Here is an 18,713-nt window from a genome sequence, read left to right as displayed (position 1 = left end):
CTCCTTTTGTTTGTTATAAATGAGAAATGATCACCTCGCCAAATTCAGAGCTAGACACTTCGCTAGCCCCCTGCATCAAGCGGGCGAAGTCATAGGTAACTTTCTTGCTCTCAATCGCTTTTTGCATGCCCTTGACGATTAAATCAGCCGCCTCAATCCAACCCATATGCCTTAACATCATCTCAGCACTTAAGATAATGGAGCCGGGATTAACTTTATTTTGCCCTGCGTATTTGGGGGCGGTGCCGTGTGTGGCTTCAAACATTGCTACGCTGTCGTTCATGTTTGCCCCGGGGGCAATGCCAATCCCGCCTACCATCGCCGCCAAAGCATCCGAGATATAATCCCCATTTAAGTTCATGGTGGCGATCACATCGTATTCTGCCGGGCGGAGCAAGATTTGTTGCAAAAAGGCATCAGCGATCATGTCCTTAATGACGATCTCTTTGCCCGTTTTGGGGTTTTTAAGCACACACCAAGGGCCCTTGTCTAAGAGTTTTGCCCCAAACTCTCTTTGCGCTAGGGCATACCCCCATTTCATGAACGCCCCCTCAGTGTATTTCATGATATTGCCCTTATGCACGAAGGTTAAGCTGTCGCGGTCGTTGTCAATGGTGTATTCGATCGCCTTACGCACAAGCCTCTCCGTCCCCTCTAGGCTAATGGGCTTAATGCCTATGCTACTGCTCTCGGGGAAGCGGATTTTTGTAACTTTAAGTTCCTCTTGCAAGAATTTAATGAGCTTTTTAGCCTCTTGGCTGTCTTGGTTAAACTCAATGCCGGCGTAAATGTCCTCGCTGTTTTCGCGGAAAATGACCATATCCACTTTTTCAGGGTGGGAAACAGGGCTAGGGCTAGAATACCAACGCACGGGGCGCAAGCACACATACAAATCCATTTTTTGGCGCAAGGCGACATTGAGCGATCTAAAGCCCTCGCCCACAGGGGTGGTTAGGGGGCCTTTGATCGACACTTTAAAGTGGTTGATCGCCTCAATGGTGTCGGGCAAGAGCCATTGCTCTTCAACGCTCAATTCTTTGTGGTCCTTGAATTTGTTGTAGCATTTTTCGCCCACAAAAACCTCATACCAAGCGATCTTTTTTGCCCCTTTGTAAGCCTTTTGCACGGCGGCATCCACGACTTTACACATCACAGGCGTGATGTCTACCCCGATCCCATCGCCCTCAATGAAGGGGATAATGGGATTGTTTGGCACATGCAATTTGCCCTCTTTGTAGGTGATCGCCTCCCCTTCTGTAGGCACAGACAAGTACTTAGGATTGTAAGACACAAAAAACTCCTTAAAAAATAATATGCGTGGCATTGTAGCATAAAGCGGGTTTAAAGTTTTGGGTTAAAATAGGTGATCTTCAACTTTAAGGGGTGTTCATGGCGCAAGAAGTCGATCTTAATTTGGCGGATTTAATGTCTAAGGCACTTCATTTAGCCAAAGAGCACATCCACAGTGACACTAGCTTGAGCGACTCTTTAAATGTCTTGGTGGCAGGCGGCACGGGCACGGGCAAAAGCACCTTGATTAATGTGGTCTTTGGCGCAGAAGTCGCCCACACAGGGCAGGGCGCACCCATCACCCAGCAAATTAAAAGTTACAGCCAAGGGGGGCTAATAATTTACGACACAAAGGGGCTTGAGCTCAAAGACTTTGAGGCCACCAAGCAAGAGATCGCAAACTTCTTAGAGGGCATGCACCAAAAAGAGGCAAAGGATCAAATCCACATCGCATGGCTGTGTATCCAAGAGCCCGCAAGGCGTATCCAAGAGGGGGAGGTGGAGCTGTATGGGTTGCTAAAAGCGCACCAAGTCCCCACGATTGTAACGATCACCAAAGCCCAGCAAGACAAGGATGACAAGGGGGAAAAGTTCTCTAGCGTGTTGCAAGCGTGTTTTAAGCTTGAGGAGGCGCATTTGCAGAGGGTGAGGGCTTTAGAGGTGGAGGACGACGAGGGAGAAATCAAGCCCATCATGGGGATTGACAAACTCATGGAAAAAACCCAAGCCCTTTTGGCTGAGGGGCAAAAAGCGGCTTTCAAGCGCAAACAAAAATACGACCTCAAATTGCGCCGCCAGCAGTGCAAAGAGGATGCGCATAAAGCGATCGTGGGTTACACCACAGGGGCGGCAACCATCGGCGCAACCCCCATCCCCTTTTCAGACTTTGCCCTACTTGCCCCAACACAAATTGCTATGATCGTGCACATCAGCAAAATTTACGGGCTTGAACTCTCGCAGAGCATGGCAGAGCAGCTACTAGCGGTCTTTGCGGGCGTGCTTGGCGTGGGCTATGCGGTGCGCGCGGCGGTGGGCGGTGTTTTAAAGTTTATCCCCGTAGCGGGCAGTGTCCTTGGGGGCATGATCAGCGCCACGGCAGCAGCGGGCACAACGGCTTTAGTGGGCAAGGCGTTCGTGGCGTATTTGGATGCCAACATTGAGGATTTAGAGGGAGCGATTAAAGATTTTAACGCTAAGGTGTTTCAAAAATACTTAGATATGGTAAAAGCCATCAAGTCCTATGTCTAAGAGGGTTTTTTAAGCCTTGCAAGATGTTGGAAAAAGCTAAAATTTTGGGGTGTTTTCTATAGGTTTTTAAGTGGGAGTGTGGCACAATCTGCGCACATGTCTAGTCTTTCTATCGGTTTTTATCGTGGTATGCTCATCGGCGATAATCTTGTCTGTATTCCTGCTATGGTTGCCATTAAAGCCCTTTACCCCTCTTGTAAGCTCGTGGTCTATACAAACACGATTGGCAAAGAGCTTTACGCAGGCTATGATTTCATCGACACCCTCGTGGACATGGACACCCTCTCTAAAGAGGCGATCCAAGCAAGCATCAATTCTTGGCACTTTGATTATTTCATCCTCACCCAAGCCAACCGCTGGCGTTGTAAGCTCGTCAACGCCACTAATGCCAAAGTCGTCCTCTCTTTGCTTAGTTTAGGCAGCATTTTTAAGCCACGATTTCGCACCCTTTTTATTTCGAGGAATTTTAGCCCAACGGCGCAATATGCGAGGATGTTAAGGCTGGTAAGAGAGATCGACCCTAAGTATTTTGACTCCCATTTTAAGGGCATTGACTTTACAGCCACGCGCCTAAAGACCCTTGCTAAACACAAAGAAAAAATCGATGCGTTCCTCGCCCCCTATGGCGCATTTTCTAAGCTGGTGTGCTTAAACCCCTTTTCACGCACATGCACGCATAACCTCAGCCTTCAAGGTTGGCTAAAGCTCACGCAAAAACTTGCTAGCCTCTACCCCCAAATCCTTTTTATTCTCCCCACCTATCAGGGCAACCCCACCCCCCTAGACTTCACCCCCACACAGCCCAATGTGGTGGTTTTCAGCAACGATCGCGATCTCTTCAACATGGTTGAGCTCATCTCCCGCCTTTGGTTACTTATTTCGCCCAGCACAGGCAACGCCCACATCGCCAACAACCTTAAAATCCCCCTGCTGGGGCTCTTTAGCAAAAGGGATCGGGTGCTTTGGCGGGGAGAGAACATGGATCTAGACAAGCTCATCACTTTGAAAAAATCCCAAGCAAAGATGAGCGAAGCGCAAGAAGAGGGGGTGATCGCCCAAGTGGTGCTTATGTTTAAGTCAATTTTTGAGAGGTCAAATACACAATGATAAGGGAGGTATTTTAGCTTATGCGTTGCGCAGGCTGCGTGTTTTAGTGTAAGTCACCCTGACATAGGGCGAGCGCACAACCCACTAAAATGGTTTCCTTTTACATTTTATGTGTATAATTAAGGCATTTTTAGAAAAGGAAGCCCATGTCTATCACACTCATCAACAATGAAACAAACGAGAAGTTTGAGTTTGAGACCATCAACTGCACGCGCGGTCCCAATGCGATCGATTTTTCTAAACTCTTTGAAACCTCGGGGATTTTCTCCTACGATCCGGGGTACGCTTCTACGGCTGGGTGTAAATCCACCATTAGCTACATTGATGGCAAAAAAGGGGAGCTTTACTACAAGGGACACCCCATTGAAGAGCTGGTCGCTAAATACAAGTATGTAGATGTGTGTAAACTCCTGCTCACCGACCAACTCCCCCAAAATGAAACCGAGTCGCTGGAATTTGAGCTGGAGCTACGCCACCGCAGCTTCATCCATAGGACTTTAATGAATATGTTTTCCGCCTTCCCCACAAACGCCCACCCTATGGCAAAACTCAGTAGTGGGGTGTCCATCCTCTCCACTTTCTATTTTGACCACGCTGTGATGAAAGATGAAAACGACCGCCAAACCATGGCAAGGCGCATCGTGGCAAAAATGCCGACCTTGGCTGCCATTTGCTACCGCAACGAGATCGGTGCGCCCATCATCCACCCCGACATCAGCCGTAGCTACATTGAGAACATTTTATTCATGTTAAGAGCCTATCCTCACGAGCGCCTCAAACACGGGATACACGGCGAAGTGGAGATCACGCCTCTAGAGGTGGAGGCTTTGGATAAAATCCTCACTTTGCACGCCGACCATGGGCAAAACGCCTCCTCTACGACCGTGCGCAATGTCGCCTCTACGGGTGTGCATCCTTATGCTGCCATCAGTGCGGGCATCAGCGCACTTTGGGGGCATTTGCACGGCGGAGCAAACGAGAAAGTGTTGATCCAACTAGAGGAAATCGGGGATGTAAAAAATGTCGACAAATACATCGCACGGGTGAAAGACAAGAACGACTCGTTTAAGCTCATGGGCTTTGGGCATCGGGTGTATAAAAGCTATGACCCCCGTGCGCGGATTTTAAAAAAGCTCAAGGACGACTTGCAGGCTAGGGGGATTAAAATGAATCCCAAGTTGGATGAGATTGCCGCTAAAGTTGAGGAAGTCGCCTTAAAAGACGAATACTTCATCGAGCGCAACCTCTACCCGAATGTAGATTTTTACTCGGGCACGATTTTACGGGCATTGCAAATCCCCGTGCGCTTTTTTACCCCCGTGTTTGTCATCGGGCGCACGGTGGGCTGGTGCGCCCAGCTCCTAGAGCATGTTAAAAACGCCCAAGCGAGGATCACCCGCCCTAGACAAGTTTACATCGGCAAATAGGTTATGTCCCTTCGTGTTGCGCCCCTGCCACTTAGTTGGGGCTTGTTGCTCTACAGCGTTGTTTCTTTAATTCTCTTTAACTTGCCCTTACTGGGATTTGTGCTGAGAGAAAATGGGGGCTTTAGTGTGGTCTTTAGCGTGTGCGCTGCCTACATTTGCACCACAAACATGGTCTTTGTAGCGTTGTCTGTCTTTGGTTTGCGGGTGTTGCGCTTTCTTTGCGCCCTCTTTAGCCTGCTCAATGCCCTAGCTCTTTACTTTGTTAGCACCTACCACGCCCTATTGACAAAGGACATGATGGGCAATGTCTTGCACACGAACTTCAAGGAAGCCAGTGCCTTTTTAGGCGGACATTTGTGGGCTTATGCCTTACTAGGGCTTGTAGTGGGGGCTATCTTTTGGGTCTTGCCCTTAAAGCCAAGCCCCTTTAAGAGTAAAGCCTATTTTTTCTTAGGCTCGGGGCTTGTCTTTGCGCTGTGGGGGGCGACCCACACGAAACAATGGCTCTTTTTTGACCGCCACGCCAAGGCCATCGGTGGGCTGGTTGCGCCCTACAACTACAGCATCAACGCTGCGCGCGCCGCCCTAGCCCACTTAAAACACACTCCTCTAAAACGCTTTGGCTTAGTGCCCCTGCAAGCGCAAGGGCGGGTGGTGGTGTTAGCCATCGGCGAGAGCGCGAGGCGGGCAAATTATGGTATCTATGGCTACAACAAGCCCACCACGCCCAAACTCCAAGAGCTTTTAAACCACCACGAAATTTTAGCCCTCAAAGCCACCTCTTGCGCCACCTACACCACCGCTGTGCTGGCGTGCATTTTAAACGCCAAGAGTGGGTATGAGAACTTGCCCTTGTTCTTACACCGACAAGGGGTTAAAGTCGTGTGGCTGAGCCTAAATGACGGACCACCTCCCATGGATGTGGACTGGTCTCCCCCTTTGCTAGAGCTGCACCAATGGTTTAGACAAGCAGGCTTAGATCCTAAGATCATAGACTACGATGAAGCCCTAGCCCTAGCCTTGCCCCATTTGCTGGCACGCTACCCTAAAGACAATTTATTGGTCATCTTGCACCTCAAAGGTTCGCACGGCCCGCTGTATGTGGATAAAGTCCCTAAAGGTTTCGCCCCCTTCAAACCCATTTGCACCCACAGCGAATTAAACATGTGCCAGAGTACCGCCCTCATCAATGCCTACGATAACACCATCGCCTACAATGATAAAGTCCTAGGTCTTTTGGTGCAAGACCTACACCACACGCCCCGCCAAGCGGTGTTGCTTTACATGAGCGATCACGGCGAGAGTTTGGGCGAACATGGGCTGTATCTGCACGGCACGCCCTACCTCATCGCCCCCGATTTTCAAAAACAAGTCCCCTTCATTGTTTACATCAACCCCGCCTTTCAAACGAGTTTGCAAACCAAACCTATAAAGTCCAACTACCACCAAGATGTGATTTTTTCTAGTGTCTTGCACGCCTTTGGGCTGCAAAAAAGCCCTGCCTACAACCCCCATTTGGATATTTTCCAATGAGGCTTAAAACCCTATGTCTCAATAGCCTGCCTAAGAGTTTGCCGATCAAAAGCATTGCGCTTTTTTTCCTGTTCTTTTTAGTGGGGGTGTTAACCCCCTTTCCTAAGATCGCCAAACAGCCCCAAGTCCCCACCGCCTTTAGCGTAACCGAGCACTACGCCCGCTTCATCCCCACCATCGCCTCTTTTGCCTTGCCTCTTGCTAAAAGGGACATAGTCGGTTTGGTGCAAATCATCCATGTCAGCATCGCCACCACCATCGCCACGCATGCGCTCAAATGGGGCTTAAACAATGTCGTGCTTTTTGGACGGCGTTTGGGCGAACGCCCCAATGGGAGCAATAAAAACATGCCTAGCGGACACTCTTCGATGGTGGCTTGTGCTTTGGGCTTTTTAGTGCGCCGCTATGGGTGGGTGTGGCTGTGGTTTTTGCCTTTAGCCTTCATGACAATGGGGGCTAGGATCTACCTAAATGCCCACACCATCGGCGCGCTCATCGCCGGCTTTAGCGTGGGGATTTTATGCGTTTTGTTTTTAACGAGCCGGTTTAAGTAGGCTTTCTGTAAATCTCTGGGTGCGTGGTTTTAAAACGGCGGTGGAACCAAAACCAGCTCTCAGGGTGGGCTCTAATGATTTGCTCGCTTAAAGTGGCTTGAGCTTGGGTCGCCTCTTGTATGTCGGCTTGGCTGTCGTCTGTAATGTTGATTTTGATCGGGGGGTAGTAGGTGACGAAGTAGTGGCTGTAATCCTCGTTGAAGTCAATGATCACCGCCACAATGTCTATGTTAAAACGCCTTGCTAGGATAGAGCCGATCGTGGTGTGGGTCGCCTTGTGCCCGAAAAACTCCACCTCCACCCCCTCTTTGGGCGAAATGTTTTGATCGACTAAAATCCCCACCAAGCCCTTGCCCCCATTATAGACTTTCAACAGCTCTTTAAACGCCCCGACTTTGTTGATAAAACGCACGCCAAAAGCCTCTCTATGTTTGACAATCAAGCGGTTAATGTTTTCAAATTTGGTTAAACGCCCCAAAGAGCCCCGATCGTACTGCGCATAATACTGCGCTAAAGAAGTCCCCACCGCCTCCCAATAGCCAAAGTGCATGCCCATCACCACCGCCTGCCCGTTCTTAGCCAGCGACTTTAAAACATTCTCTTGATCTATGAGCGTGAAGCGGGCATCGTAAATGTCTTTAGGCAAAAACTCCACCCTAACGCTTTCTAAAATAATGAAGGCGAAGTTTTGGTAAGCCCTTTTGATGATTGCCTCTTTACGCTCATTTGACATTTCGGGGAAGACAAAGTCTAAATTTGCCTTAGCGTCATAATAACGCCGTCTATCTAGCTTGTAAAAGATAGAGCCCAAAGCCCGCACACAGCCTACAAACCATTTATGGGGCATGTGTGCTAGAATGAAGCCTAGCCCATTTAAAGCCCACTCTAAAACCTTGCCCCAAAAAATCCCCCACTCTCTTTTAATCCCATTTTCTTTACTCAAACTTGCTTGTCCCTTCTAACACTTTTAACACCGCCTCTTTAATGGCAAGGGGCGGGATGTCTTTAATGGAGTGGTCGTTTTTGTTGTAGTCGGCATTGGGGTTACCCACTAGGGCAATGTGGTGCGTGCCCTTAAGCTCAAACCTCTCTTTTGGCGTGTTGCCATACAGCGTTACCGAAGGCGTTTTTAACGCCCAAGCCAAATGCACCACGCCCGTATCCCCGCCCACAACGACGCTCACCCCAGCCACAAGGGTTTTCACCTCTTCTAGGCTTAATGGGGGTAAAAGCGTGGCTTTTACTTGGGGGTTTAAATAGGTGTAAAGCTCTTGGGCTTTCTCTAAGTGGGCGTGGCTTAAAATTAAAATTTCTAGCCCATAGTCTCTTAACGCCAGCCCCACTTGTTTAAAGCCCTCTATTGGGTAGGTTTTATGCACCCTAGAAGTCTCTAGCACGAACAAGACTTTAGGCGTGGGGGTGCTTAAAATAGGCTCTAATTTGGGGATTTTGGGGCAGAAAAAAGTCAAGTTTCTTAGCTCTAAGCTGTCTTGCCACTCTTGCACGCCAAAGGCTAAATTAAAAGCGTCATGTAAGATTTTTTCATTGCGTTTTAAAATATGGGCGGTGTAGGGGATTGCGACCTTATGGGTGTAAAAAAAGCTAGCGATTTTCTCTCTAATGGAGTGCTTGTCAAAGCCCACAAAATGCCTAGGCTTTTTCTTGGCTAAGAACAGCCCGATTAAAGCGGACTTTAACAGCCCTTGCATATCAATGATTAAATCAAACACTCCCAAAGAGCGTAAATGCCGATAGAAACGCCAAATTTTTAAGGGGTTTTTGGAGTGCAAGGTTTTTTTATAAGGCAGGGCGTGTAAGACATCAATGTAGGGGGCATTTTTTAAAATGGGGGCGAAGTTTTCATCTACAAACCAATGGATTTTCGCCCCATTATAGCGTTGCTTTAAAAAGGGTAAAAACACGGCACTCACAATCACATCGCCTAGGGCTGAGAGCCTAATGATGGCGATTTTCATACAAACTCAATTTCAAAGGGCACGGGTTTGGTGAGTTTGGCAGCGATCTCTTGGCATAAATAGGTGTCGCTCGGGCATTTGATTTGTAAGGTCTTGTGCTTGAGGCTGTAGTGCGTGCCCTTGGGCACACGGGCTAGGCACATGGTTTCAGCAAGCCCCAAAATAAAGCTGAGCCACTGCAGGGTCAAAATGGGGGGCATGATCGCACTGATATGGGCGATGTTGCTATCTCTAGGGATTTTTTTATGGCTAAATTGCACTAATAGACAAATGATTGCCCGATCTTGATGAGAAAAGCCATAGCTCAAAGAGTGCAAACTTAAATAAGCCCCGTGTTTGTGGGCGTTGTAGAAATTTAACACCTTGCCAATGCTAGAGAGTTGTCCGGCGATTTTCAAATGGTAGAGGTATTTTTGGTGGATGCCATGCAAGGGTTGTAGGACTTCAAAGAGTTTAGCGCACTCTTTTTTCACCTCTTGGCTGTGCTTGGAGTGGGGCAAGAAGCGATCCAAGAGCGATAAAATGGAGGGGTTGATCCCCTTGGGGAAGCTGTGGTTGTGGCTTCTTAGCATGTCGCTTAAAAACACGCCCTCACGCACGCCCACCCCGCTAGCCACAATCGTACTCGCCTTAAAATGCTCCAAAAACATGGTGAAAATCAAGGTCCCACTGCGGATGCTGTCTTTGCGATCCTCGCTGATGCCAAACTCGGCAAGCTGCGATTCACTGCTTCTTATGATTTGTTGCATCCAATGCCAATTGCTCTTCACATCCATTTCGTAGCCGTGGATCACATCAATGGGGTAGTTATTTTGAAACATCCCCACCTTAGCTAAAGAGCGGATCGTCCCACCCACGCCAAAAACACAGCTGGTTTTAAAATGGGGGGGCAATTTGGCCAATTCTTTTTGGATAAACTCCCTAGCTAAGCTCAAATCGAGGTTTTTATCAAAAAAGAGTTCTTTGAGGCGGATTGTGCCAAGATTAACAGAAATCAAATCCTTGATTTTACCATTTTCAATCAAGGCACACTCTGTGCTCCCTCCGCCAATGTCAATGGTGATCCCGTCTTTATGGTGCAAGAGATTCGCACAAGCCACGCCCCCATAAAACGCCTCTTTTTTGCCATCAATCACCTTCACTTGCAGGCCACACTCCTCTTTCACAAGGGCGACAAATTCTTTAGAGTTGGGCGCATCGCGCACGGCTGAGGTCGCCACGCATAAAATCTTACGGCTCTTGTATTTTTCGGCAATGTCCTTAAAGTCGCTGAGTGCCCGCAACGCCCGCTTGAGTGGGGCTTTTTGCAAGACCCCCTTATGTTCGTAAGTGCCTTGCGAAATGCGCACCTTGGCTTTGATCTCATAGAGCAGATAAAAACCAAATTGGCTTGTCTTTTTAAAGATCGCCATGCGCACGGAGTTCGAGCCGATGTCAATGATGGTGGTGATTTTTGCCATAAAAACCTAGTTCTCTTCTTGCAAGCTCTCGTATTTGTATTGCAATTCCTCTTGAGTTTCGGCGTTATTTGGGTCGGGTATAATCGCATCTACGGGGCAAATGCCGACACAGCTAGGCTCATCGCTGTAGCCCACGCACTCCGTGCACCGATCGGGGTCAATGGTGTAAATCGGGTCGCTTCCATCAATGGCAATGGCTTCTGTAGGGCACTCCTCTCGACACGCATCGCAAGCAATACACTCCTGAATGACTAATAAAGACACGAAAACCCTTTATATAGAATTTTTAGCATGCGTATTTCTACTAGAGTTTTGCTAAATTTTCTCTAAAAAATCTAAAAAAAGACTCCTAAGAGCCTTTATTTTCATCAAAACACACTTTCAAACTTGCCCCGACTAATGCTCTTTGGCACGCTTGGGGCTTTTTAATAGACATATAGACTTGTGTAATAGTAGGAAAGCAAGTCTTAAGCCATGCGCTAATTTCGCTTAACGCCTCCTCTAAAAGCCCATACTTGGTTGTGGATAATTTGTTTTGCACCACCTCTAAAATGTCCATGTAATCTAGGTAGTTTTGGGGGGTATAGTTGTACTCAATGCTTAAATCCACAATCAAGGGCTGGGGGGCTTTTTGCTCGCCCTCCAACACCCCGATGATGGCATCGATTTGGTAATCTTGCACACTTAGTGTCATAAAATCTTGCCCTCTTGTCCGCTTAGTAAATTTAGTAAATTAGACCAATGCTTGTAAAGTGTGAAAACAAAAATCAGCACCATGGGCGTTTGCGTGCCCACCTCATGCACGATATTAATCGGTGCCGGCAGGAATTTAGGCATGAAAAAGATCAAAAGAGTCGCCGTGCCCACCCCCACAATGGAGGCTAAGGACGAGATTTTAAGCCCCTTGCCAATGACCGCCCACAGAGCAAGCCCGATTAAACTTTCTACGGGGATGAGCAGGAGCACCGCCCCCATGGTGGTGCTGACCCCCTTACCGCCCTTGAAGTTCAAAAAGGGCGAATAGCAATGCCCCAAAATCGTGGCGATGGCGACCATCCACTGCGCCGCAAAATTCAAGCCCGCCATTTTGGCAAGGAAGACACAAAAAACCCCCTTCACCAAGTCCAAGACCAAGACCAAAGTGCCGATTTTCTTTGCCTTAGCCGGGTCAATATTTTTAAGCACCCGCACAACATTAGTCGCCCCAATACCCCCACTGCCATGCGCGGTGATGTCCACTTGGTACATGATTTTGATGAGCCAATACCCAAAGGGCATGCCCCCCACCACATAGCCCACAATGTAAAAAATGACATTAATGTTTGTCAAAAAACTCAAGAGACTGTCCATAAACTCCCCTAAAATTTAAACCCCCATTATAGCCAAATTCAAAACGATTTAAGATAAGCCCCCTTGATGAAGACATGGTTTTTATCATTAAAGAGAAAATCCACCTTGTAACTCTCTTTAATCTTTTGCTTTTTGTTGGGCAGAATGTGACGCACGGCTAGCTCAATGGGGGGCAATTTTAAGGGGGTATTGGGTTTGACCTCAAAGGCTAAAAACAGCGGTTTGTTGTGCACCTTGTCCCAGCCCGTGCGCCACCTAGGCAAAGTCCCCTGACTTTTTAAAAGTCTATCGCCCACCTGAAACTCAAAAGAAGCCAAGTAATACAGCCCGGGCTCTAGGTAGCGTTGTTCGATTTTGGCTTTTTTATAGGGATCTTTGAAAATCAACAACACCCAATTATTGCTCCCGAGTGCAAACTCTTTAGAGGGCTTGTCGCCCAATTTGCGCCAATAAGTCTTCACCACCCCCCCCTGATGGGCAATGTCAAAGGTTACCAAGCTCGCATTTGGGGAGTGTTTTACAGTACACGCCCCTAAAAATAGCCCCAAGAGCAGACTAAATATTTTCACGGGCTATTTGATAAGCTTAGAAATGGCTTTAAACTGCGGGTGGGTGTAGGTTTTAAGCCAGCCAAAGGCGCACATTTCAATGGAGACAACTCTCGCCCCCTGTGTGTGTAAATCCTCTAGGGCTAAATGGCAATCCGTGGGCTTTCTTGAGCTGACACACTCGGCGACCACGCTCACACTAAAGCCCGCCTTTAAAAAATCCAGCACGCTTTGATACACGCACACATGCGCCTCAATGCCGAGCACAAATAGAGGGGTTTTAGGCAGAGATAAAACGGGGTGGGCACTAAAGCTCTCTTTGGTGTAAATCTCCTCACAAAAGGGGCGCAACTCTTGCAAGGTTTCGCCCAACTTAGTGGGGTTTTGCTCTGTGGCGATGGTAGGGATATTGAGCTCTTTAGCGATTTGTAAAAAACGCAGGCAGTTTTCAAGCAGTGCTTCTTTTTGGTGCATGGCAGAAAAGAGACGTTCTTGCAAGTCAATGAGTAAAATGAGGGGTTTTTCTAGGGTTTGCATCCATGTCCTTTAAAAGCCCCTATTCTAACCCAAAATGTTTAAATTTAAGGAGTTTCTTTAAAGGTGGTACCAAAAGTCGGACTCGAACCGACACGGAGTTGCCTCCACCAGATTTTGAGTCTAGCGTGTCTACCAATTCCACCATTTTGGCTTAAAGTTTTTAAGGCTTTGAGCCGTTTCACTAGCTTGCTCATAAAGCAACCAGCCGTTTTTTATCCGCCCTGCGACGCAACTAGCCGTTTTACACAACTAACAAATCCCACGGTTTTGTGGTGCACTGAGCGAGACTCGAACTCGCACGGGTTGCCCCACCACCCCCTCAAGATGGCGTGTCTACCAATTCCACCACCAGTGCCTAACCCCCTCCTTTTGTTTTAAGCCAAGAAAGGGTTGCTGTAAATCGCCACGATGGCAAACACAAGGGTGTAAATCACTTGCGCCTCGATCATCGCCATGGCGATGAACATGGTGGTGAGCAATTTACCGCCCACGCCGGGGTTGCGGGCTGTGCCTGTGATGGCAGCGGCAGCGGCGTTGCCCATACCGATTGCGCCCCCACAAGCAGCCACGCCTAGCCCCACAACTGCCCCCACGATAGAGTAGGATTTAATCATGTCCACCCCGCTCATATCCGCTCCAAAGGCTAGCCCTAACGCTCCTAAAAAGAAAAGCACAAAAAACTTCATCACCGCCACAACCTCGCTTTGCTATTTTAAAATATACATAAGCCCTAATTATAGCAACTCTAAACTTAAGCTAAAATGACATGCACCTTGCCCTGCTCGATTTTAGAGATTTCACACCACAGCGGCGTGCCATTTTCTAAGCTCGTCAAATCCAAATCCCCCGCATTGCTCTTATGCAACAAAGCGTCCTCCCCCGCCTCCAAGCGCACAAACACCCCAAAATCCACCACCCGTTTGACAAAGGCCTGCACCTTCTGCCCCACGCTCAAATTTTGCAGTTGCAAGGCTTGGCTAATGTACTCTTTAGCCTGTGTAACTGCCTCTTGCATGCCCCTCACCGTCACAAGTCCGCTTGCCTTGTCTAAATCGATCTGCACGCAAAAGCGTTGTAAAATGTCTTTAATGTGCTTGCCCCCCGGACCTATGAGTGCGCTCATTTTTTGGGCGGGGATGTGAAAACTCTCTGTGGTGGGTAGGTTTGTGTTGATTTGCATGTACTTTGCCGCCTCTTGCATGCGATCTAGAACCACTTGGCGGGCTTCTTTGGCCTGCTCTAAAATCTCTGCTAGCCACTCTAGGGGTAAGCCGGCTAATTTCGTATCCATTTGCATGGCGACCACGCCCTGAGTGGTGCCTGCGATTTTAAAATCCATGTCGCCTTGCATGTCCTCTAGCGCGCTGATGTCGCTTAAAATGGCATGCTTATTGCCATCAAACACCAACCCCATCGCCACACCCGCCACTAAGGCGGTGGGCTCAATCCCGCTTGCCTTTAAAGCTAGCGAGCCCGCACACACGCTCGCCATAGAGCTAGAGCCATTGGACTCTAAAATCTCGGACACTAGGCGGATGACGGGGGCATTTTGGGGCAAAGAACAGCTTAAAGCCTTTTGGGCCAAATGCCCATGCCCTAGCTCGCGGCGGCTGGGTGCGCTAAGTGGGGCAGCCTCACCCACACTAAAAGGTAAAAAATTATAGTGGAGCATAAAGCGTTCTTTGGTGGGGCTCGCCTCTTGTAAACCAAAGTTTTGTTTGGCATCGCCCTCTGCCCCCAAAGTGCAGGTTACCAAAGCTTGGGTGTGCCCCCTTTCAAAAAACACGCTGGAGTGGCAAGTGGGGAGTAGATTTGTATCAATGCGTATGGGGCGGATTTGTTTTAAACTGCGCCCATCCGCCCTCTCTTGGCGCTCTAAAATGCTTTGGTGCAACAGCTCTTTAAAGCAGGCGTGTAGGGCGTGTTTTAGCTCTGTGAGGCAGTGCTCGCCCAGCTCGTGGGCGATGTATTCTAATAAATGTTCTAATTGTGCGCCCCGCTCACTTTTTGCCATTAAGGACATGGTTTCTAAGATTTGGGGTCTAAAGCGGGTGCTTAAAATTTGCATTAAATGCGGGTTTAAGGGCTTTTCCTCAGGGATTTGCAGTTTTGCTTTTCTATGGGGGCTAAAATGCTCGGTGTAAAGGGCGCACTGGGTTTTAATGTGGGCGTGGGCATTTTTTAACAAATCTAAAAGCTGTGCCTCGCTTAAGGGGTCGCTCGCCTCGCTTGCCTGCATTTCGATCATTAAGATTTTATCCGCACTGCCCGCCACAAAGAGATCGCCTTTTTCTTTGAGGCGCATGGCGTAAATGGTTTGCTCCACGCCCACATTGGCTAAGTAGAGCGCACAAGAGGCGGCGTTTAAAGCGCACACCTGTAAATCGCTCTCATAGGCGTGGCTTAAAAGCAAGAGCGTGATTTGCGTGGGGTAGGCGTAGTTCTTAGGAAAAAGGGGGCGCAAAGAGCGGTCAATAAGCCGTGAAGTTAGGGTTTCAAAGTCCTCCATCTTGCCCTCGCGGCGGGTGAAACTGCCCGGCAGTCTGCCCACAGCATAAGCCCTTTGGGCATATTGCACGCTGAGGGGCAAAAAGTCCTCCTCTGTGGCTTGCAAATCCACCACCACGCTGGCTAAAATCGTGGTGTCCTTGTGGCGATAAAGCAGCGCACTCGTGGCCTGGCGCGCCATGTAATCTAAAATAAATTCTTCATTGTGGATATTAATTTTTTGCATCATTTCCTTTCATTTGGACTTCTTCAATTTTCTTTAAAATGGCTTCAATCTCGGCGGGTTCGATTTGTATGGGGGTTTTGTAGTAGTGGTCTCTGCTGACAAAATACTCAGGGCGGTACACGCTCACCACCCCATCGCACAGCATGGCTAAAGCGTCCGCCACGCTCTTTGGCAAAATGGGGGTGAGTATATAAATATTTTTTGATGACTTTGCCATGCAAGTTTGGATAGCTAAATTCGCCGTGATGCCTGTTTCAATGCCATAGTCCACGATGAACACATTTTTATTCTCTAGGGATTTAATGGTGTTGCCCTTGCGGTATCGATAAATTTTAGACAAAATCTCCTCTTCATACACCCGTTTGGCTTCCCCATAGACATAATCTAGGGTGATCTCAAAGGAGTTAATCAAATTCTCGTTCATTAAAATATCCATGCTCTCGCTCACAAGGGCGATCTCACACTCGCGATTTAGCGGGGCATAAATGGGAGCGGTGAAAAGAAAATCTAGGGGGGTGTTGAGCCTTCTAGCGAGCACATGGGCAAATTTCAAGCCCTTTAGGCTTATTACAAGCATGAGGGCGTTCTTGGTGTCTAAATGCCGGATAAGGATTTCGTTCATCAGCAACTGCAGCGCGTCTTCAGGGCTAGCAAACATGAAATTGTCCACTAAATCACTCATTTTAATGCCTTAAGGATCGGTAGGTGATGTTGGTTTTGGTGAGGGGCGAGAAGTCAAGGGTCAATTTGATATAGTTGTTTTGGTAGATGGTGAGCGGGTCGGCGGGATTGCTTGTGAGCACAGGGCGGCGTTGGCTCACAAATTGCAGTCCAACGCCAAAACAGCGGATTTTTTTAAAAATCCCTACGCGCCAATTTAAAATCACATTGTTTTGGATGTCATAACCCACGGATGCATTTAGAGAAAACCAGCGAAAATCGTTGCTAAGACCGGCTTTTAAATAGTTGGAGTTGTTCGTGGAAATTTTATTAATGCCACTCTCATCAAAGTTCTTTTTTAGGTAGTAGGACACATTTGCGCTTAAAAATTTACGGGTGTAATTGGCGTTGATGGACACTTCCTCTAGGCTGTTGTAATACCACGAGTAAAAGACGGTCCCGTAAATGTCAAGCCCTCTTAAGGGCGAAAACCCGATTTTGCTCTCCATCGGCGAGTTGGCGGTCGAAATCGGGTTGGCAAAGTCCAACACCTGACTGATGCGCCAATAGAGCAACTCTTGCCCACCTAGTCCGTATAAATATTGTGTCAAGTTCAAATAAAGTTGGCTATTAGAGGGGTTTGGGGCAAAGAGTAGGGAGGGGTTCCACACCGCATCGTACAAACGCCCCCCCACGGCGTAGTTACTTAAGGTGGGCGAGGTGAAGTTGTTTAGTGCCCGTGCGCTTAAGTCATACATTTGTGTGTCAAACAACCCATTGGCAAAGGTGTAATACGCCCCACTTAGCAGAGCTTGAAACTGGATGGTGTGTAGGAGCTTGTGGTACTCCCTAGCTAGGTCGGTGTTTAAATAGAGTGCGTAAGAGCTAGAGAAGTAATTGCCAAACTCTTTAGATTGTCCGCTCACCTGCGGAATGTAGCTGGCTTTGGTGTTTAAAATGGCTAAGTTACTCAGTTGCACCGTGTTCCACAATCCCACCGAGAGGTATTTGTTAAACATGGAAAATTGCAAGCCTAGGGGGACATTGATCGTATTTTGGGCGTAGCCATAGCCCACATCCCGCACCACATTGTGGAATTGATAGTCAAAGGAATAAAGTAAATGCTTCCACCCTAAAGTATTGAGGTATTTGTGGTATTGCAAATTTGGCAAGGATTGGAAGGTGTTGTTGTTGTTGATTTTATTCAGGTTTAAAAAGTATTTGAGGTAAAAGCCGTAAAAGTTGTTGTTCGTTTGTACATAGTAGTTGCCCCTAGACATGTGGGTTGCGTCCGTGATGCGCTTATTCACCTTTTCAAAGCGCACATAGTCTAGGTCGTTCATATATAAGAAGTCTAAATAAAAGGCGTTGTCTAAAGGCTTTTTCAGGCCAAAATATTTTTGCAAGGTTTGGCGGCTAGCGTGCAACATTTCAAACCCAAAGACATTTTGGTTTCTCAGGTCATACCTTTTAGTGTAGGCGTTGTAGTTGCGGAAATATCTAGCGTTGAATAAAAACTTGTCTTGATGGGAGTTGATCAAACGCCCTTCAAAGTTGAGTCCCAAGCCCCTTTTAGAGCGGATTTGTGGGGTCAGTGTGATGTCCCAAGAATCCCTAGGGGCAATGTAAAGGGGCTGTAGGTAGATAAAGCCGGCAAGGTTAGAGGTCCCAAATTCGGGGTAGAGAAGCCCGCTCGAGCGTTTGGTGCTTGTAGAGGTGAAAATATAGGGTAGGTAAAAGATGGGGATTTTACCTAAATAGATTTTAGAATTGACGAGGGACAAATGTTTTTTGTCGGCGTTATACTTGCCCGAAGAGGCGTTGACATGCCAAATGGGGTTTTCGATGTCGCAGCCGGAGGTGGTGAGGTTCTTAATGTAGTAGTGGTTTTTCTGCGAGTGGGCGATGTCTGCGCTGATCCAAATGCCCGTAACGCTGTCTTGCACATAAAAAGGGAACATAAGAGCGTATTTGTCATCCATGCGCACCTTCATGTGCTCGCTTTGCACCAAGAGCCCCTCGCCCCGATACACCTTGACATGCCCGTCAATGATAGCTTCTTTTTTCTTGGTGTCGTAGCGCACTTGATCGCCTAGGATATAGACATCGTAATTAAGTAGGATCGCATGTCCCCTAGCCACCACGACATTGTTTTTCGCATCCACGCGGTCGGCTAGCAGCTCAAAGATTTTATGGTTTTTCTTGTCAAACTTTTGCACGGCGACTTGCTGTTGTTTGCCAAACAACACACCCAAGAAAAAAGCAATGATAAAAGTACCGCGCCACACC

General features: G+C 48.0%; 18 protein-coding genes and 2 tRNA genes. 5 read left to right on the top strand and 15 right to left on the bottom strand.

Translation table 11 applies throughout. The features are described 5' to 3' along the window. Nucleotides 1-13 precede the first annotated feature (13 nt). Nucleotides 14-1,291, bottom strand: coding sequence for an isocitrate dehydrogenase (NADP(+)) (gene icd, locus QSJ47_RS03115; protein WP_285602399.1), 1,278 nt, complete (start codon nt 1,289-1,291; stop codon nt 14-16). A gap of 98 nt (nt 1,292-1,389) precedes the next feature. On the opposite strand from icd, the gene QSJ47_RS03110 reads away from it, so the two are divergent. From QSJ47_RS03110 to lpxE, 5 genes are all read left to right on the top strand, one after another. Further along, nucleotides 1,390-2,538 carry a YcjF family protein gene (locus QSJ47_RS03110; RefSeq protein WP_285602398.1) on the top strand — a complete coding sequence of 383 codons (1,149 nt, stop codon included), beginning with the start codon at nt 1,390-1,392 and terminating at the stop codon, nt 2,536-2,538. Nucleotides 2,539-2,616: 78 nt separating this feature from the next. Next, nucleotides 2,617-3,645, top strand: coding sequence for a glycosyltransferase family 9 protein (locus QSJ47_RS03105; protein ID WP_221271093.1), 1,029 nt, complete (start codon nt 2,617-2,619; stop codon nt 3,643-3,645). Nucleotides 3,646-3,791: 146 nt separating this feature from the next. Further along, nucleotides 3,792-5,072: a citrate synthase gene (locus tag QSJ47_RS03100; protein WP_221271092.1), complete on the top strand. Its 1,281-nt coding sequence runs from the start codon at nt 3,792-3,794 to the stop codon at nt 5,070-5,072. Nucleotides 5,073-5,075: 3 nt separating this feature from the next. Beyond that, on the top strand, nt 5,076-6,605 hold the full coding sequence (locus QSJ47_RS03095; RefSeq protein WP_285602397.1) for a sulfatase-like hydrolase/transferase: 1,530 nt from the start codon (nt 5,076-5,078) through the stop codon (nt 6,603-6,605). After that, entirely contained in the window at nt 6,602-7,159 is a 558-nt protein-coding gene (gene lpxE / locus QSJ47_RS03090) for a lipid A 1-phosphatase LpxE (protein ID WP_285602396.1), read from the top strand. The genes QSJ47_RS03095 and lpxE overlap by 4 nt, the downstream gene beginning before the upstream one ends. Here lpxE and QSJ47_RS03085 read toward each other — a convergent pair. From QSJ47_RS03085 to QSJ47_RS03020, 14 genes are all read right to left on the bottom strand, one after another. Then, nucleotides 7,152-8,102 (bottom strand): lipid A biosynthesis lauroyl acyltransferase, encoded by a 951-nt coding sequence (locus tag QSJ47_RS03085; RefSeq protein WP_285602395.1) that lies wholly within the window; start codon nt 8,100-8,102, stop codon nt 7,152-7,154. The two genes, lpxE and QSJ47_RS03085, sit on opposite strands and share 8 nt — an antisense overlap. After that, entirely contained in the window at nt 8,095-9,135 is a 1,041-nt protein-coding gene (gene waaC / locus QSJ47_RS03080) for a lipopolysaccharide heptosyltransferase I (RefSeq protein WP_285602394.1), read from the bottom strand. Before waaC ends, QSJ47_RS03085 begins: the two co-directional genes overlap by 8 nt. Continuing rightward, nucleotides 9,132-10,595, bottom strand: a complete 1,464-nt coding sequence (locus QSJ47_RS03075) for a Ppx/GppA phosphatase family protein (protein ID WP_221271088.1) — start codon at nt 10,593-10,595, stop codon at nt 9,132-9,134. Before QSJ47_RS03075 ends, waaC begins: the two co-directional genes overlap by 4 nt. Nucleotides 10,596-10,601: 6 nt before the next feature. After that, on the bottom strand, nt 10,602-10,859 hold the full coding sequence (locus tag QSJ47_RS03070) for a YfhL family 4Fe-4S dicluster ferredoxin (RefSeq protein WP_221271087.1): 258 nt from the start codon (nt 10,857-10,859) through the stop codon (nt 10,602-10,604). An 85-nt stretch (nt 10,860-10,944) separates the two neighbouring features. Then, the gene (locus QSJ47_RS03065) at nt 10,945-11,289 is read right to left on the bottom strand and encodes a dihydroneopterin aldolase (protein WP_221271086.1); all 345 of its coding nucleotides are present in this window, start codon (nt 11,287-11,289) and stop codon (nt 10,945-10,947) included. After that, nucleotides 11,286-11,945: a glycerol-3-phosphate 1-O-acyltransferase PlsY gene (gene plsY, locus QSJ47_RS03060; protein WP_285602393.1), complete on the bottom strand. Its 660-nt coding sequence runs from the start codon at nt 11,943-11,945 to the stop codon at nt 11,286-11,288. Before plsY ends, QSJ47_RS03065 begins: the two co-directional genes overlap by 4 nt. 38 nt (nt 11,946-11,983) lie before the next feature. After that, a complete protein-coding gene (locus tag QSJ47_RS03055) occupies nt 11,984-12,514 on the bottom strand; it encodes a hypothetical protein (RefSeq protein WP_285602392.1) in 531 nt (176 codons plus the stop codon). Between the two features lie 3 nt (nt 12,515-12,517). Next, nucleotides 12,518-13,030 carry an isochorismatase family protein gene (locus QSJ47_RS03050; protein ID WP_285602391.1) on the bottom strand — a complete coding sequence of 171 codons (513 nt, stop codon included), beginning with the start codon at nt 13,028-13,030 and terminating at the stop codon, nt 12,518-12,520. 64 nt (nt 13,031-13,094) lie between these two features. Next, nucleotides 13,095-13,181, bottom strand: a tRNA-Leu gene (locus QSJ47_RS03045). Between the two features lie 119 nt (nt 13,182-13,300). Then, nucleotides 13,301-13,385 (bottom strand) — tRNA-Leu (locus QSJ47_RS03040). A 19-nt stretch (nt 13,386-13,404) separates the two neighbouring features. After that, complete coding sequence (locus QSJ47_RS03035; RefSeq protein ID WP_053825726.1) at nt 13,405-13,716, bottom strand: F0F1 ATP synthase subunit C; 312 nt, start codon at nt 13,714-13,716, stop codon at nt 13,405-13,407. A 65-nt stretch (nt 13,717-13,781) separates the two neighbouring features. After that, complete coding sequence (locus QSJ47_RS03030) at nt 13,782-15,764, bottom strand: polyribonucleotide nucleotidyltransferase (protein ID WP_285602390.1); 1,983 nt, start codon at nt 15,762-15,764, stop codon at nt 13,782-13,784. Continuing rightward, the gene (locus QSJ47_RS03025) at nt 15,751-16,446 is read right to left on the bottom strand and encodes a phosphoribosyltransferase (protein ID WP_221271081.1); all 696 of its coding nucleotides are present in this window, start codon (nt 16,444-16,446) and stop codon (nt 15,751-15,753) included. The genes QSJ47_RS03030 and QSJ47_RS03025 overlap by 14 nt, the downstream gene beginning before the upstream one ends. A 1-nt stretch (nt 16,447) precedes the next feature. Continuing rightward, nucleotides 16,448-18,712, bottom strand: a complete 2,265-nt coding sequence (locus tag QSJ47_RS03020) for an LPS-assembly protein LptD (protein ID WP_502875108.1) — start codon at nt 18,710-18,712, stop codon at nt 16,448-16,450. Between the last annotated feature and the right edge of the window lies 1 nt (nt 18,713).

The sequence above is a fragment of the Helicobacter sp. NHP22-001 genome (genome assembly GCF_030270165.1).
Classification (GTDB): domain Bacteria; phylum Campylobacterota; class Campylobacteria; order Campylobacterales; family Helicobacteraceae; genus Helicobacter; species Helicobacter gastrofelis.
Note: the sequence above shows the minus strand (reverse complement) of the source record. Positions and strands in the feature narration are given on the sequence as shown.

What these genes read in the sequence shown, in the direction of transcription:
- QSJ47_RS03065 (WP_221271086.1), bottom strand. Translation starts at nt 11,289, where the DNA reads ATGACACTAAGTGTGCAAGATTACCAAATCGATGCCATCATCGGGGTG.
- lpxE (WP_285602396.1), top strand. Translation starts at nt 6,602, where the DNA reads ATGAGGCTTAAAACCCTATGTCTCAATAGCCTGCCTAAGAGTTTGCCG.
- QSJ47_RS03025 (WP_221271081.1), bottom strand. Translation starts at nt 16,446, where the DNA reads ATGAGTGATTTAGTGGACAATTTCATGTTTGCTAGCCCTGAAGACGCG.
- plsY (WP_285602393.1), bottom strand. Translation starts at nt 11,945, where the DNA reads ATGGACAGTCTCTTGAGTTTTTTGACAAACATTAATGTCATTTTTTAC.
- waaC (WP_285602394.1), bottom strand. Translation starts at nt 9,135, where the DNA reads ATGAAAATCGCCATCATTAGGCTCTCAGCCCTAGGCGATGTGATTGTG.
- QSJ47_RS03050 (WP_285602391.1), bottom strand. Translation starts at nt 13,030, where the DNA reads ATGCAAACCCTAGAAAAACCCCTCATTTTACTCATTGACTTGCAAGAA.
- QSJ47_RS03095 (WP_285602397.1), top strand. Translation starts at nt 5,076, where the DNA reads ATGTCCCTTCGTGTTGCGCCCCTGCCACTTAGTTGGGGCTTGTTGCTC.
- QSJ47_RS03100 (WP_221271092.1), top strand. Translation starts at nt 3,792, where the DNA reads ATGTCTATCACACTCATCAACAATGAAACAAACGAGAAGTTTGAGTTT.
- QSJ47_RS03030 (WP_285602390.1), bottom strand. Translation starts at nt 15,764, where the DNA reads ATGCAAAAAATTAATATCCACAATGAAGAATTTATTTTAGATTACATG.
- QSJ47_RS03075 (WP_221271088.1), bottom strand. Translation starts at nt 10,595, where the DNA reads ATGGCAAAAATCACCACCATCATTGACATCGGCTCGAACTCCGTGCGC.
- QSJ47_RS03110 (WP_285602398.1), top strand. Translation starts at nt 1,390, where the DNA reads ATGGCGCAAGAAGTCGATCTTAATTTGGCGGATTTAATGTCTAAGGCA.
- QSJ47_RS03035 (WP_053825726.1), bottom strand. Translation starts at nt 13,716, where the DNA reads ATGAAGTTTTTTGTGCTTTTCTTTTTAGGAGCGTTAGGGCTAGCCTTT.